Raw genomic sequence first — 13,704 nt, 5'->3', positions numbered from 1 at the left:
GAAACCGCCGCACGCGGCGAAAGACTTTCGGTCGCGCGGACCTTGACGAGTCAAACTTCCGTTATTGGTATCGCGTGATTTGTACCGCTTGCCCCCGGTAACGGACCGCCGACGTGCCAGGTATAATGTGCCACGGGCTAACCCACATCTATTGTCTGGCATCGCGCCTGACAACGTCTCGACGAGCATCCTATGGCGGATTTCAAGAGTTTTAGCGTCAAACAGCTCGGCCCGGTCGCACTGATTCAGCCGCGCGAGCAAGAAATTGTCGGCCGGAACTTGATCAACGACCTGGCCGACGATTTGGTTGAATACGCCCAGAAAGAAAAGCCCACGAACGTGGTCGTTTCGCTGAAACAGGTGAGCCGGTATTCGTCCGAAGCAATCGGTGGCCTGATCCGCCTTGAGCGGCGCGTGCGCGCCCAAGGAGGCCGGGTTAAGCTGTGCATGAATAAGGAACTGCGAGAACTATTCCGCGTAACTCGTCTCGACGGCACGTTGTTCGAAATCTTCGAGTCCGAGTCAGAGGCCGTGGCGTCGTTCTTCGAGAAGGGGAAAGAGCCGGCCGGTGGTTAACGCCGAGGCGACTTAGCGCATCAGCGGAATCAACGGTTGCGGAGAAATAGCGGTTGGACTTTTGGTACGACGAAGTGAGAGCGGATGAGCAAACCCAGCGACGTGCTACTTGGCAAATTGACGCGCCGCGAATTTCGCGAGCGCATGCGATCGGGCGAGTTACAGGCCTGCATCATTCCCGTGGCTGCCACCGAGCAACATCTCGAGCACCTGGCCATGGAGCACGACTGGCGCAGCGCCGTCCACGTCGCAGTGAACGTGGCCGAACGGTTACGTCCTAAGGTGCTCGTCGCTCAGGGCCTGATGTCCGGAGTCAGCGAACATCACATGAAACATCCGGGCACGCTCAGCCTGCGCCCCGGCACGTTTCTGGCCGTGGTGAACGACATGATCGAGAGTATGTCGCGGGCCGGTTTCCATCACATACTGGTCCTGAATGGCCATGGCGGCAACGTCGCGCCGTGTCGTGGGATTTGGGAGCAGTTTCAGCGTATCGTGCCAGCCAATTTACACTTTTTGTCGTACTGGGATGTGCTGACCGCGACGGATGCAAGCGATCTGCTGACCGGCGGACATCGCATACCGGACGACATGCCAGGGCACGCGCAAGAGTTCGAAACCAGTCTGGGGCTGGCTGCGTTTCCCGAGAACGTGCGACAAGACATGTGGGCTGACCAGGAAGATCCGACGCCTTCGTTGTCGAAAGCGTCAACCGGTCAAGGGTTTTGGGACCGCATAATCCCGCGTGTCGCGGATTACTTGCAGGACATGATCGAAGGGCGACGCGTAAACCCGACGCCCCCCTATCATCCCTAGAGCTGATCACCGCCAAATTCAATCTCCGCTGCTTACACGCGTGTGACGGACGAGCATGCCGAATCCGGACGAACCTGATCTTGCTCGATATGTGCGCCAGAGTCGGTTCGCTCCCCTAGGGGACGAGGGGCAGCGCCGATTGCTGTCGTCGCGTGCGCTGGTATGCGGCTGCGGGGCGCTTGGATCCGTAATTGCCAATACGCTCGTGCGAGCCGGCGTGGGAAACGTTCGCCTGGTTGACCGCGATTTCCTCGAACTGAACAACCTGCAGCGGCAGGTCTTGTTCGACGAAGACGATCTGCGGGCCGAGTTGCCGAAGGCGATCGCGGCGGCCAACAAGTTGCGGCGAATCAATTCGCAAGTCGAGATCGAGCCGTTGGTCGTCGACGTTGACTACCAAAATATCGAGTCCTTATGTGCCGGCATCGATTGCATCGTCGACGGCACTGACAATTTCGAGACCCGATTTCTCATCAACGACGCGGCGGTGAAGCTCGGCATTCCATGGGTTTATGGCGGATGCTTGGGAGCCGAGGGGCAGACGATGACGATTCTGCCTGGCGAGACGCCCTGCTTTCGCTGCGTGATGTCCGAGCCGCCGGACGCCGGCACGGCGCCGACCTGCGATACGGCCGGGATCCTGGCGCCGATCATCGGTGTAATTGCCTCGATCGAGGCCAACGAAGCGCTCAAGATCCTGTCGGGTAATCGCGCGGCGGTGCAGCGGAACTTGCTGGTGATCGATCTTTGGGAAAACCAGATCCGTCAGGTGCGCCTCGACAAAATGCGCGAAACGGCCGACTGCCCGACCTGTCACCATGGCCAATACCCTTGGCTTTCGGGCGAGCGCGGCAGCCTTAGTGCGGTCCTTTGCGGCCGGAATGCCGTGCAACTGACGCCCCCGGTACGGCAGCAGCTCTCGTTGGCTACGCTCGCGGAAAAGCTGGCAAGTGTGGGGCGTGTGACGCAAAATGCCTTCTTGCTGCGGCTGACCGTCGACGACTATGTTTTGACGATCTTCCCCGACGGACGCACAATTGTCGGCGGAACTGACGACATTTCTACGGCCCGCACCGTCCATGCGAAGTACATCGGCGCGTGACAAAGAGAGTCGCGGCGCATTGCCCACCAAACCACGAAGAGCCTACGTCCATGCAGCGCATTTTTTGCCAGGTTGTATGTGTCCTTTCGATGTTCGTAGTTGCTGGTTGCGGTGGCGCAAAAGTTGACAAGCCAAAGGATGGAAAACCGGTCGTTGCGTTCGTGACGAACAACCCGTTCGAGTTCTGGACCATTGCGCGACGCGGCACGGAGAAGGCGGCCAAGGATTTCGATGTCACGGTCGACTTCCAGATGCCCCCCCGGGGCACGGCCGCTGAGCAGCGTTCGATTATCGAAGACCTGCTGGCCAAGGGTGTGCAGGGAATCGCGATTAGTCCGAATGATTCCGCCAACCAAGCACGGTATTTGAATGGCGTGGCGGCCAGCGTCCCCTTGGTGACCCAGGATAGCGACCTGCCACCAGGCAGCGGCCGGCTGTGCTACATCGGCACCGAGAATTACATCGCAGGCAAGGCCGCCGGCAAGTTGGTGCGCGAATGCATGCCTGACGGCGGCAAGATCGTGATCTATGTCGGTAAGATGGATGCGCAAAACGCGATCGAGCGCCGACAAGGAGTTCTCGATGAGTTGGCCGGCACGAAAGATGCCAAAGGGCCGGAACTTGGCGCCTACACGCTCATCGACACGATGACCGACGATGCCAAGCAGGATAAGTGCAAGGCTAATGTCGAGGACACGCTAGTAAAGCACGGCAACGAGCCCGACAAGCTCTGCCTGGTCGGATTGTGGGCCTACAACCCGCCCGCGATGCTTTCGGCCGTGAAGGGGGCGAATTTGGCAGGCAAAGTGAAGATCGTCGGCTTCGACGAAAATGAGGAAACCCTGCAGGGGGTACAGGACGGCGAGATCTTCGGGACGATCGTGCAGCAGCCGTACGAATTCGGTTATCAGGCGATCAAGATCCTGGCCGGGGTGGCACGCGGCGACAAGAGCGTTGTCCCCGAGGACGGGATACTCTTCATTCCGCATCGCGAAATCACTAGCAAAAATGTCCGTGCGTTTTGGGACGAGCTGAAGCATCTGAAGGCGGGCTGAGTCGACGGACGCGAATTCAATCCGACCGACAGGTCGAGTCATGCTGCCGCGCACACGCCGGACCGTTCAATGCTTACTCGTTCTGTTTTCTGTTGCGCTTGGCGGCGCGCCTTTGATAGTTTCTTTTCACGACCCCGCAAAGGTTGGGGTTGTGGTTTACTCGGCATGGGGACTGTCGCAAGCGTCTTTATTGGGCATCTGGGTGGTGCTGGGAAACTCGCCTATCCCGATTCGCGCCGGCGCTAGCGCGCTGGCGATAGGATGGACCGTCTTTGGTTGGACCACGACACACGAATACCATTTCGTGCGTGCGGTGATAGCTTCTGGAATGCTGTTTGCGATGCCAGCCATCGCATGTGCGTCCGGTGCCCTGATGCTACGTCGAGCCGGATTGCAGATTCTCGTTCGGCCGGTCGAGGGCGCGGGTGGTTGGCTTCTATGGAAGATTTCCATCAAGGGTTTGTTCTTGTTGATCTTGCTTATCGCGATCATCTTGGCGGCGCTGCGGAGCCTCCCAAAAGATCTAAATGGCGATGAATTGGCGGCGTTTTGTGTCGTGTGCGTCGCCGAAGTGTTTTTGTCGCTGTGGCTGTGCCTGGGGCGTGAGGTCGGACGGCGTCTATTTGTCGCGGCTCCCCTGATGGCTATCGTCGCGTTACCTTTGTACGTATTCGAGGGCTGGATTGTCGTCGCCGTAATGGGAATGACGGCGCTCTTCATGGTCGGAACACTTCTTGTCATACGCTTTTGCGGATATCGGATAGCCGTAACTGGAAGTCCGAAAGTGGCTGACCGGACAGTGCTCCAAAATCCTATAACGGGCGAGGCACTGCTATTATGATGGGCTTATGCCCACGCATTCGCCTGACACTGAAGCCTTGCCAACCGGCTTTTCGGCCGCGCCGTTATTAACGGCGCGGCACATCAGCAAAACCTTCCCTGGCATCAAAGCACTGGATGACGTGCAGCTTGAATTGCGCGCGGGCGAAGTCCTGTGCATTGTCGGTGAGAACGGCGCCGGCAAGTCGACGCTGATGAAGATCCTGGGCGGGATTTACACGCCTGACGCTGGCGAGATTCAGATTGATGGGCACACCGTGCGATTGGGTTCAGTTCAGGAAGCACAAGCCGCCGGTGTCATGCTCATTCATCAAGAGCTGAACCTGGCGGAAAGCTTGGACGTGGCCGGCAATATTTTTCTGGGACGCGAGCCGCGCTATGCCGGGCCGTTGCGATTGCTCGATCGCCGGATATATGCCGACGCGGAGAAGATCACCCGTCGCGTAGGGTTGGCTGCTAACCCGCATGAACTTGTGAGCCGCTTGTCCATCGGGCAGCAGCAATTGGTCGAGATCGCGCGCTCGCTGAGCATGTCGTCTCGTGTGCTAATCATGGACGAGCCGACGTCGAGTCTATCGGCTCAAGATACCGAGCGGCTGTTCGCCGTGATTGACGACTTGCGCCGCTCGGGAGTCGGGATTCTGTATATTTCGCATCGATTGCCCGAGGTGCAAGAGATTGCTGATCGGGTAACGGTGCTGCGCGACGGGCGAAACGCGGGTGAATTGGCGCGCGGCGACATCAATCACGCATCGCTTGTGCGGTTGATGATTGGCCGCGAACTCAAGCAGTTTTTCGTTCGCAGCCATCGACCAGTTGTGGGAGCTCACGCACCGGTTGACGCGTCGGATAATGTCGAGGCTGATACGGCGAAGCCCTCACCTGGCCTCTCCCAGAGGGAGAGGAATAAGACGGAGAAGGCTGAACGTGCGATTGCTTCCGCGCTCGCGGTGAATGGTTTCCAAGTCACGGCATCGCAACGGCGGCCGATCGAATTTCAGATCGCACCCGGCGAAATCGTCGGTCTGGCGGGCCTGGTCGGGGCGGGGCGAACCGAGCTGGCTGAGGCACTTTTTGGCATTCGCCGTCCAATCGCGGGCAGCATCGTGATCGCGGGCCAAAAGGTCGACGTGCGCGATCCGAATGATGCTATCAAGGCCGGGCTGTTTCTTGTGCCTGAAGATCGCCGCACGCAAGGTCTGCTGCTCGACTATTCCGTGCGGCGCAACATCAGCCTGGCGTCGCTGGAGTTTCTCAGCAGGCTAGGGATCATTCGCCGCGGTGAGGAACGCTCGCTCGCCAATCGAATGTGCGAGCGGCTTTCGGTGCGTACCTCATCGATCGATAAGCCAGTTGGCATGCTCAGCGGCGGCAACCAGCAGAAGGTTGTGCTGGCCAAATGGCTCGCTCGGCAGCCGAAGTTACTGATTCTGGACGAACCGACTCGCGGCGTCGACGTCGGGGCAAAGCGAGAAATTTACGCGCTGATGGACGAGCTGACCGGAACGGGGGTGGGCATTTTGATGATTTCGAGCGATCTGGAAGAAATCCTGGGCATGAGCGACCGGGTGCTGGTCATGCACGATGGCGAACTTGCCGGCGCGCTTGCGAGGCATCAGTTGTCGGAGCAAGCCGTTATGACTTTGGCGACGGGCGGAGAGCAAGGCGTATGAAGAAGTGCTTGGGCCTGGCCCTGTTCTTATTGGGGATCTACCTGCTGTTGCTGATGGCCGATCCCGGCGCGCGCAGCCTGTACAACCACATCAATCTCGGCCGGCGCATAGGGCTATACGGCATCATCAGCCTGGGGGCTGGCATGCTGATTATTTCCGACGGCATCGATCTGTCGATCGGTTCCACCATTGGTCTGTGCGCCACGGTGATGGCCATGCTGCTGGTTGACTATCACTGGAATCCGCTGTTGGCGGTTCTGGTGGTCCTGGCGCTGGGTGCCGTGATCGGACTGACGAACGGTCTATTAGTCACGAAACTGCGGATTCAAGCGTTTGTCGTTACGCTGTGCGGACTCTTCGTCTACCGCGGCGCTGCGCGTTGGCTATCGCGCGACCAGGTCAAAGGGCTCGGCACTGACTATGAGTCACTTAAGTATTGGCTCTCGGACAGCCGCGACGTCTTGGGCTTGCCCATGTCGCTCGTGATTTTTTTGGGACTCGCTGCCGTCGCCACGGTGTTCCTGCACATGAGCGTTGCCGGCCGATATCTGTTCGCTGTGGGGAGCAACGAGCAGGCGGCCCGCTATTCGGGCATTGCCGTCGATCGATATCGGATCCTGGCCTACGTGCTTTGCTCGGTGCTGGCGGCGCTGTTCAGCATTCTGTTCTTGATGGAGCAGAACTCCGTTCAGCCGACGGAAACCGGCAGCTTCTTCGAGCTGTACGCCATCGCCGGGGCTGTGCTCGGGGGATGCAGCTTGCGCGGGGGTGAGGGGAACGTGCTGGGTATCATAATTGGCACGGCCATTCTCTGGATCTTGCCAAACTTTACAAAAATGTGGGGAGTTCCGTCGGAACTTGAATACACGGTGATCGGCGTGGCACTGTTGATTGGCGCACTGGTCGATGAAGGCCTTCGCCGCGGCGGTGTGCGCAAGAAATAGGCGCGACCTTTCTGCATTGCGTGGGTGCCCGATGCCGTGCCGTAGCTGCTGCCCGAAGTTCGCGCAGTGCATGATTTCATGGCAGTCGAACAATCATCCGACGACGATAGCGTCGTCAAAGTCGCTGTCACGGGCATCTTCTCCGCGAGTGCGAAACTTATCTGCGCCGATCGCCGATTGTTAGGTTAGGCATTCCAATCCCACCTGATTGAGCCTGCGCCGCACCTTTCCGCGAATTCCCCGCCGCGACGATCCGCTCGGACCGTCGATCAAAGTCTTCACTGCGATAGATCGAAATGGCAAGAGGCCTGCGAGCCGCTGAGCCCCGCGCTTTGCGCGCGCCGCGAATTCCGGGCGCGGTCGCGACGCCGCGCGCCGCAGACTCACCGCGTCCTGACCGGCTTGGTCCGTGGGTGTTGGTTGACGAAGCTGGCAGCGGTGAGTTCTGCCGGGTCTTTCGTGCCAAGCCAGCCGATTGCAGTTTTGATGCGCTGGCCAATTATGCGGTCAAGGTTCTCAAGCCCGAATACGAGGGGGATGCACGGGCAATTGGCCTGTTGCGCCGTGAAGGTCGCGTTGGCCGTGCGATTGCTAGTCCGCATGTGGTCGTCGTGCTTGATGCGCAGACCACGCGAGCGCCGTACTACCTAGTAATGCCATGGCTGGAAGGACGCGCGCTCTCCACGGTGCTCGCCGAGACCGGCGCCGCGCCGATTGCGACGCCACTCGCTCTCTGGATTGCCCGGCAGCTCGCCGAAGCGCTTGCCGCGCTCGATCGCGCCGGTTGGATGCATGCCGATGTGAAGCCCGCGAATGTCATGGTCTCGCAGGCCGGGCATGCGACGCTGGTCGACCTGGGGCTGGCACGTCGGCCCATGGACGAAGATCAAACGCTTTTGCGGGAAATCGTCGGTACGCCGTGGTACATGGCGCCCGAGGTGCTGCTATCGACCGGGCGGCCGGATATTCGCAGCGATCTCTATAGCTTGGGAGTCATGCTCTACGAAATGCTGAGCGGCCGGCTTCCGTTTGATTTTACCGATACTGCCGAATTGATCGCGGCCCACCGCGCGGAGAAAGTTATACCGCTGCGCGAAATCGCACCGCAGATTTCATCGGGCGTCGCACAACTGGTACACGGCTTATTGGCGAAAGATCCGTTCCGCCGGCCGCAGTCACCCGAAGAGATACTGCCTGAGCTGATCTCGCTCGAAATTCAACACTTCGGCGAATTTGTTGCGCGCGACGCATAAGGGGCTACTGAATTTGCCGACTGCTTATAGCTGTGGCTGTTTTCCCTGATAGCTCAAGTCGAGCAGATCCATCGGGTGCGCTACCAATAGCCGTTCGTCGCGACTACGTGCCTCACGCATGATTTGCAGCAAGCAGCCGGCATTGCCGGTAAGCACGACGCGACTGCCCGTCTTGAGAATGTTGTCGAGCTTCCGCCGGCTGAGACGCGCCGACATCTCGGGTTCGGTCAGGTTGTAAGTGCCCGCGGCGCCGCAACAGACTTCAGTCTCGGGCAGGTCAACCAGCTTCAATCCGGGGATTTGCGACAGGATCCGTCGCGGCGCCTCGCGCACTTTCTGGGCATGACCCAGGTGGCAAGCATCGTGATAAGTCGCCACCAGTGGGATTTCGCCTTCCGGCGGAATGAGTCCCAGTGTGTCGAGAAACTCGCTGACATCCTTGATCTTGGCGGCGAATTCGGCCCGTTCGCCCTGGCGTGCGTCATGCCAGTGATGGCCGTAATCCTTCAACATCGCTCCGCAACCAGCCACGTTCACCAGGATCGCGTCCACGTTGCGATGGTCGAACGCCGTTAGATTGGCATCGGCAAGCTCGCGGGCCGGCTCGCTCGAACCGGCATGGAAATGAATTGCCCCGCAGCAGACCTGGTTTTGCGGTACCAGGACGTCGCAGCCATTTTGTTGTAGCACGCGGGCCGTGGCCCAATGTGTGGGGCGAAACATCACGTCCGCGACACAGCCGGTGAACAGCGCCACGCGCGCACGCCGTTTGCCGATCGCCGGTAGCAGTGTCGGCAATGCCGGACCAGGGCGTTGCGGCGGCGGCAGCATTTCGACCAAGCGCCGCAGGCGTGGTGGCAATAGCCGTGTTAGCCCTGTTTTTTCTGCCAGCGCCGTAAGTCCCAGCCGCTGGGCAATCCGCGCGGGAATCAGCATGCGGCGCATGCGATCCGGGTGTGTGAACAAGCCGAACAGAATGTAGCGATGGAACCAGTCCTCGCTCCTGCGCGGCCCGTCTGCTTGCTCCTCCATCGCGACGCGGAAGGGCTCGATCAACTTGCCATACTGCACGCCGGAGGGGCACGCCGTTTCGCAAGCCCGACAGTCGAGGCACAATTCCAGGTGCCGGCGAACTTCGGTTGTCAGGGGCAGGCGACCGTCGGTGACCGACCGCATCAGGTAGATGCGACCGCGTGGGCTGTCGTTTTCGTTGCCAAGTTCCAAGTACGTCGGGCATGCTGAAGTACATAGTCCGCAATGGACGCAATCGAGGAACAGTCCGTAATCGATTCCTTCACCCGGTCGCGCTGCCGTAGAAGTATTTGCCGGCGCGGCAACAGCGTCGGTCGTTGTCGGCGACGCGCTGGCGGCATCTGTGGATTCGGTCGGTTCGGTCAACATGAGAATATCGCCAAGCCTGGGTTGAACAGGCCATGTGGGTCTAATTGTTTTTTCACGGCCGCCATCAGCGCAGTGTCACTTGTCCGAGGCCCCCAGACGGCCTGATGCGTCAGCTCGATTCCCGAGGCACAAGAATAAACCGTGGCATGTCCGCCCGCTTTCACAGCGGCGGGTTGCAGCCCGCGCACGAGCACGTTCAAGGCGTCCGCGGCCGAAAATTCCTGGAATTTCACATACACAATGCCGTTACCGGCGTGCGCCTGCAGCGAGCATTTGCCGTCTAGCGTAGCAGCAGTTTGCAAAAATCTGGCGACAGCACTGGATTGTATTGATGCCTTGACGACTAGCGCCGGTTCATCGCCCGTTGGGAATTCCGCCAGGCGGGACCAAAGCGCGTCGCCGGCCGAGCCTTCGACGACGCGGGTTTCGCGCGCACCCAGGTCGCGCCATTCACGCAACAATTGTGCTTTCTGCCAGTCGACCTCGGGTGGTGTTCCTTCGAACCCAACCACCAGCCGGGCACGGATGCTCGAGGTAATGGAACCGAGCGCTGCGTCATGCTCCCATTCGGGGCCCGCCAATAGCTCGATAGCTACCGGCGCGGTGCGCGAAGTGCCAAGGGCGGCCATCAATGGTTCGGCCGCTTCGAACTCGCCGATGTCGCAAACGACAAAGGCGGTCGCCTCAGCGACGGGGCGCAATTTCAGCGTGAGTTGTGTAATCACGGCCAATGAACCGCGCGAGCCGGTCAGCAGTTTACAGAAGTCATAGCCGGCAACGTTCTTTACCACACGGCCGCCGGCTTTGAACGAGACGCCGCGTCCGTCGACGGCGGTAATGCCGATGACGTAGTCGCGGATGGTACCCTGACCGAAACGGCGGGGTCCGCTTGTGGCCGTGGCCACGACTCCGCCCAGCGTGGCCGTGGCCCGTTGCGGTACGTCGATGGGTAGGCGCTGCCCTTGCGCGGCTAGCTCTGTGTCCAGGGCCTGCATCGTGATGCCTGACTCGACCGTGATCGTCATGTCCCGAGCCGGGAAATCGATCACCTGCGTGAGATTGGTCGTCGCCAGCCCCCAGCCTTGTTTGCGCGATGGCAGTCCAATCGACAGACCCGTACCAGCGCCAATGGGGTAGATGGGTGTGGAGTCAGCCGTGGCGCGCGAAATAACCTCAACCATTTCCTGCTGGCTGGCAGGGAGAAAGGTTTCGACAAGCGGCAGATTTCCGGCGACTACGCTCAATTTCAACTCCGAATCACAATTCTTCCACCGGCAGATGAGGCCAGTTTGCGCATGCGCGGCAACTACATTGCTGCACGCCGTCCCGGATGATGTTGCTCTAAACCGCAGGCCCCGGCCGTGGGAAGCATCTTGGCTGGGCTAAGTCGTAACGTCGGGTTGAACGCCGTGCGCACTCGTGCCATGACATCCAGGTCATCCGCCGTGAACAGTTTGTGCATGAACTCAATCTTTTCGACGCCGATGCCGTGCTCACCCGTCACACTGCCGCCGCAGGCGATGCACTCGTCAAGAATCTCGCCACTGGCGGCCAACACCCGGCGGACCTGGTCGGCGTTGCGTTCGTCGAACAGAAGAATCGGATGAATGTTGCCGTCCCCTGCGTGGAATACATTCACAATGCGCACATCGTAGCGCCGGCCGATGTCGGTGATGCGTTCGAGGATATACGGCAGCTTCGTGCGCGGCACGACGCCGTCCTGTGTGCAGTAGCTGGGGCTCAGCCGGCCAACGGCGCCGAAAGCTTGCTTGCGGCACTTCCACAGCAATTGCCGTTCGGCGGCGGACGCCGCCAGGCGCACTTCGCGAGCTTTGTTTTGCTGGCACAACTGGATGATCTGTTCGCGCTGATGGTCGAGCCCCGCCTCGAGTCCGTCGACCTCGATCAGCAGGATCGCCTGGGCGTCGAGCGGAAAGCCGAAATGAAATGCCTCTTCGACGGCCACCAGAATGCCCTGGTCCATCATTTCCAGCGCCGCCGGTACGATGCCGGCGCCAATGATCGCACTAATGGCGTTGGTGGCATCGTGTACCGATTCGAAGACGCCGAGCATGGTACGCCACCCCTGCGGATCGCGCGTCAAACGGACCCAGGCTTTGGTCACGATGGCCAGCGTCCCTTCGCTGCCGACGATCAAGCCGGTCAGGTCCAATCCGGGGCCGTCCTCGGTCGGCCCACCGAATTGCACGAGCGAGCCGTCAGCCAAAACGGCCTCGACTCCCAAAACGTGATTCACCGTCACGCCATATTTCAGCGTGTGCGGGCCGCCCGAATTGGTGGCCACGTTGCCGCCGATGGTGCATGCGCCTTGGCTCGAAGGGTCCGGGGCGTAGTGGTAGCCAGTCCCTTTGAGTGCTTGAGTCAGCCAGACGTTCACCACGCCCGGCTGCACCACGGCAAACCGGTCGCGAAGATTGATCTCGACGATCTCCTTCATGCGCGTGAGCACGATCATCACGCCGCCGCCGACCGGCAGGCAGCCGCCGGCCAGGCTGGTGCCTGCACCACGCGGTAAAAACGAGACGCCGTACTTATTGCACAATCGGACGATGGCTTGCACGTGGGCCGTCGTGCGGGGAAAGACCGCCACGTCCGGGCAGTTTTTCTCAATGACGAAACCATCGCACTCGTAGACGACCAGGTCGCTGTGTGCTGATAGCACGCCGTCATTACCGACCACGGCGCGCAATTCGTCGACCAGTAAAGGGAGCGGAGTATCGATCATCGAATTGGTAACTTGGGCGATGGGGCGAAGCACAGGCAGCGAGCGGTGCTTGAATTATAGTGGCCGGTTAGCGGGCCGCCAGGAGAGTGGCAGCGCTATCGTAAACTCTGATTTTTCCAGACTTTAATTGCGGTCCAAAGTCGTCTGGGGCGAATCTCGCGGTGCCGCTACACTACCGCTCCCGTCTGCGACATCCCACGTAGGTCATGTTTCGCAGGTCACACGACCCGCGGATCTCTGCGCTGGGACTACGCCAGTTCCGTACCTGACTTGGGCACGATGAATTCCGGTCGGTCACGACGCGCTGTTTGGCATTGGTGGTTTGCGCTCGTGATATGCGCAGTGGCCAGCCGCGCCGCGCCCGCACAGGGTGCTAGCGCGATGGCCTCGAATGAGCCGATCGCGGTCTTGAACGCCGAACCGATCCCGGAAGGGACCATCATCGCCGCGCCCCCTTTGCCGTCCGCGCCGGTTAGTTACCCGCTGGCCGAAGCGCTGGCCTATGACGCTCCCTGGAGCTGGCAGTTGATGCCGCAGGGGTTGATTTGGCATTCCTACCTGGCGGGGGTCAAAGAGCCACGCGTGGCGAGCGTTTTCAACTACCAAAAGGGGCTCGGTTGGAACTGGGATCCCACGATCGGCGCACGCATCGGCCTTCTGCGTTACGGCACAATGAACAGCTTTAAGCCAGAAGGCTGGCAATTAGACGTCGAAGGGGCTGCTTTTCCCGAGCTGCGTCTGAACAACGATTTCGATATGCGGGCAACCGACTTCCGCGTGGGCATACCGTTAACGTATGGCATGGGGAAGTGGCAATTCAAATTCGAGGTCTACCACCTCAGCTCTCATATCGGCGACGAGTTCTTGCTGAAGAATCCCGACTTCGTGCGGCTCGAGTACAGCCGCAATGCGCTCGTGTTCGGCGCCAGCTACTTTCCGACTGAGAACATCCGGCTGTACGCCGAGATGGATTGGGCCTTCTACACCTTTGGCGTCACACAGCCCTGGCAGTTCCAATTCGGCGCGGAGTATAGCCCCATATTCAACACGGGCTTTCGCGGCTCGCCGTTTTTTGCGATCAACGGTCACCTGCGTCAGGAAATTGCCTTCGGCGGCAACGTCAACGTGCAGGTCGGCTGGCAATGGCTCAGCGGAGCAAACGGCGCTCGTACGCGCGTCGGATTGCAGTACTTCAACGGCAAGAACGAGATGTACCAGTTCTACAACGACTTCGTACAAGAACTGGGGATCGGCATCTGGTACGACTACTGACGCGTACCGATCGTCGTGCGGCAATC

The 13,704-nt window shown here is 60.0% G+C and carries 12 protein-coding genes; 9 read left to right on the top strand and 3 right to left on the bottom strand.

From position 1 onward, the window contains the following. The first annotated feature begins 192 nt into the window (after positions 1-192). From VGN12_00145 to VGN12_00110, 8 genes are all read left to right on the top strand, one after another. Positions 193-576, top strand: a complete 384-nt coding sequence (locus tag VGN12_00145; protein HEY4307832.1) for an STAS domain-containing protein — start codon at positions 193-195, stop codon at positions 574-576. An 84-nt stretch (positions 577-660) separates the two neighbouring features. Then, on the top strand, positions 661-1,392 hold the full coding sequence (locus tag VGN12_00140; protein HEY4307831.1) for a creatininase family protein: 732 nt from the start codon (positions 661-663) through the stop codon (positions 1,390-1,392). A 55-nt stretch (positions 1,393-1,447) separates the two neighbouring features. Continuing rightward, on the top strand, positions 1,448-2,494 hold the full coding sequence (locus VGN12_00135) for a ThiF family adenylyltransferase (GenBank protein ID HEY4307830.1): 1,047 nt from the start codon (positions 1,448-1,450) through the stop codon (positions 2,492-2,494). 50 nt (positions 2,495-2,544) lie between these two features. Next, positions 2,545-3,549 carry a sugar-binding protein gene (locus tag VGN12_00130; GenBank protein HEY4307829.1) on the top strand — a complete coding sequence of 335 codons (1,005 nt, stop codon included), beginning with the start codon at positions 2,545-2,547 and terminating at the stop codon, positions 3,547-3,549. Between the two features lie 40 nt (positions 3,550-3,589). Then, a complete protein-coding gene (locus tag VGN12_00125) occupies positions 3,590-4,390 on the top strand; it encodes a hypothetical protein (GenBank protein ID HEY4307828.1) in 801 nt (266 codons plus the stop codon). A 7-nt stretch (positions 4,391-4,397) separates the two neighbouring features. Further along, on the top strand, positions 4,398-6,062 hold the full coding sequence (locus VGN12_00120) for a sugar ABC transporter ATP-binding protein (GenBank protein HEY4307827.1): 1,665 nt from the start codon (positions 4,398-4,400) through the stop codon (positions 6,060-6,062). Then, a complete protein-coding gene (locus tag VGN12_00115; protein HEY4307826.1) occupies positions 6,059-7,006 on the top strand; it encodes an ABC transporter permease in 948 nt (315 codons plus the stop codon). The genes VGN12_00120 and VGN12_00115 overlap by 4 nt, the downstream gene beginning before the upstream one ends. 296 nt (positions 7,007-7,302) lie before the next feature. Beyond that, entirely contained in the window at positions 7,303-8,259 is a 957-nt protein-coding gene (locus tag VGN12_00110; GenBank protein ID HEY4307825.1) for a serine/threonine-protein kinase, read from the top strand. A 24-nt stretch (positions 8,260-8,283) separates the two neighbouring features. On the opposite strand, the gene VGN12_00105 is transcribed toward VGN12_00110, so the two are convergent. From VGN12_00105 to VGN12_00095, 3 genes are all read right to left on the bottom strand, one after another. Further along, positions 8,284-9,660: a (Fe-S)-binding protein gene (locus VGN12_00105; GenBank protein HEY4307824.1), complete on the bottom strand. Its 1,377-nt coding sequence runs from the start codon at positions 9,658-9,660 to the stop codon at positions 8,284-8,286. Further along, positions 9,654-10,904: an FAD-binding oxidoreductase gene (locus VGN12_00100; GenBank protein ID HEY4307823.1), complete on the bottom strand. Its 1,251-nt coding sequence runs from the start codon at positions 10,902-10,904 to the stop codon at positions 9,654-9,656. The genes VGN12_00105 and VGN12_00100 overlap by 7 nt, the downstream gene beginning before the upstream one ends. 62 nt (positions 10,905-10,966) lie before the next feature. Beyond that, a complete protein-coding gene (locus tag VGN12_00095; GenBank protein HEY4307822.1) occupies positions 10,967-12,406 on the bottom strand; it encodes an FAD-linked oxidase C-terminal domain-containing protein in 1,440 nt (479 codons plus the stop codon). Positions 12,407-12,787: 381 nt separating this feature from the next. On the opposite strand from VGN12_00095, the gene VGN12_00090 reads away from it, so the two are divergent. Beyond that, a complete protein-coding gene (locus tag VGN12_00090) occupies positions 12,788-13,678 on the top strand; it encodes a DUF1207 domain-containing protein (GenBank protein HEY4307821.1) in 891 nt (296 codons plus the stop codon). The last annotated feature ends 26 nt before the right edge of the window (positions 13,679-13,704 follow it).

The sequence above is a fragment of the Pirellulales bacterium genome, assembly GCA_036499395.1.
Classification (GTDB): domain Bacteria; phylum Planctomycetota; class Planctomycetia; order Pirellulales; family JACPPG01; genus JACPPG01.
Note: the sequence above shows the minus strand (reverse complement) of the source record. Positions and strands in the feature narration are given on the sequence as shown.

Bases quoted from the DNA above. Each gene is read 5' to 3' on its own strand.
- VGN12_00105 (HEY4307824.1), bottom strand. From the start codon at position 9,660: ATGTTGACCGAACCGACCGAATCCACAGATGCCGCCAGCGCGTCGCCG.
- VGN12_00145 (HEY4307832.1), top strand. From the start codon at position 193: ATGGCGGATTTCAAGAGTTTTAGCGTCAAACAGCTCGGCCCGGTCGCA.
- VGN12_00090 (HEY4307821.1), top strand. From the start codon at position 12,788: ATGGCCTCGAATGAGCCGATCGCGGTCTTGAACGCCGAACCGATCCCG.
- VGN12_00110 (HEY4307825.1), top strand. From the start codon at position 7,303: ATGGCAAGAGGCCTGCGAGCCGCTGAGCCCCGCGCTTTGCGCGCGCCG.
- VGN12_00095 (HEY4307822.1), bottom strand. From the start codon at position 12,406: ATGATCGATACTCCGCTCCCTTTACTGGTCGACGAATTGCGCGCCGTG.
- VGN12_00130 (HEY4307829.1), top strand. From the start codon at position 2,545: ATGCAGCGCATTTTTTGCCAGGTTGTATGTGTCCTTTCGATGTTCGTA.
- VGN12_00125 (HEY4307828.1), top strand. From the start codon at position 3,590: ATGCTGCCGCGCACACGCCGGACCGTTCAATGCTTACTCGTTCTGTTT.
- VGN12_00120 (HEY4307827.1), top strand. From the start codon at position 4,398: ATGCCCACGCATTCGCCTGACACTGAAGCCTTGCCAACCGGCTTTTCG.
- VGN12_00140 (HEY4307831.1), top strand. From the start codon at position 661: ATGAGCAAACCCAGCGACGTGCTACTTGGCAAATTGACGCGCCGCGAA.
- VGN12_00115 (HEY4307826.1), top strand. From the start codon at position 6,059: ATGAAGAAGTGCTTGGGCCTGGCCCTGTTCTTATTGGGGATCTACCTG.
- VGN12_00135 (HEY4307830.1), top strand. From the start codon at position 1,448: ATGCCGAATCCGGACGAACCTGATCTTGCTCGATATGTGCGCCAGAGT.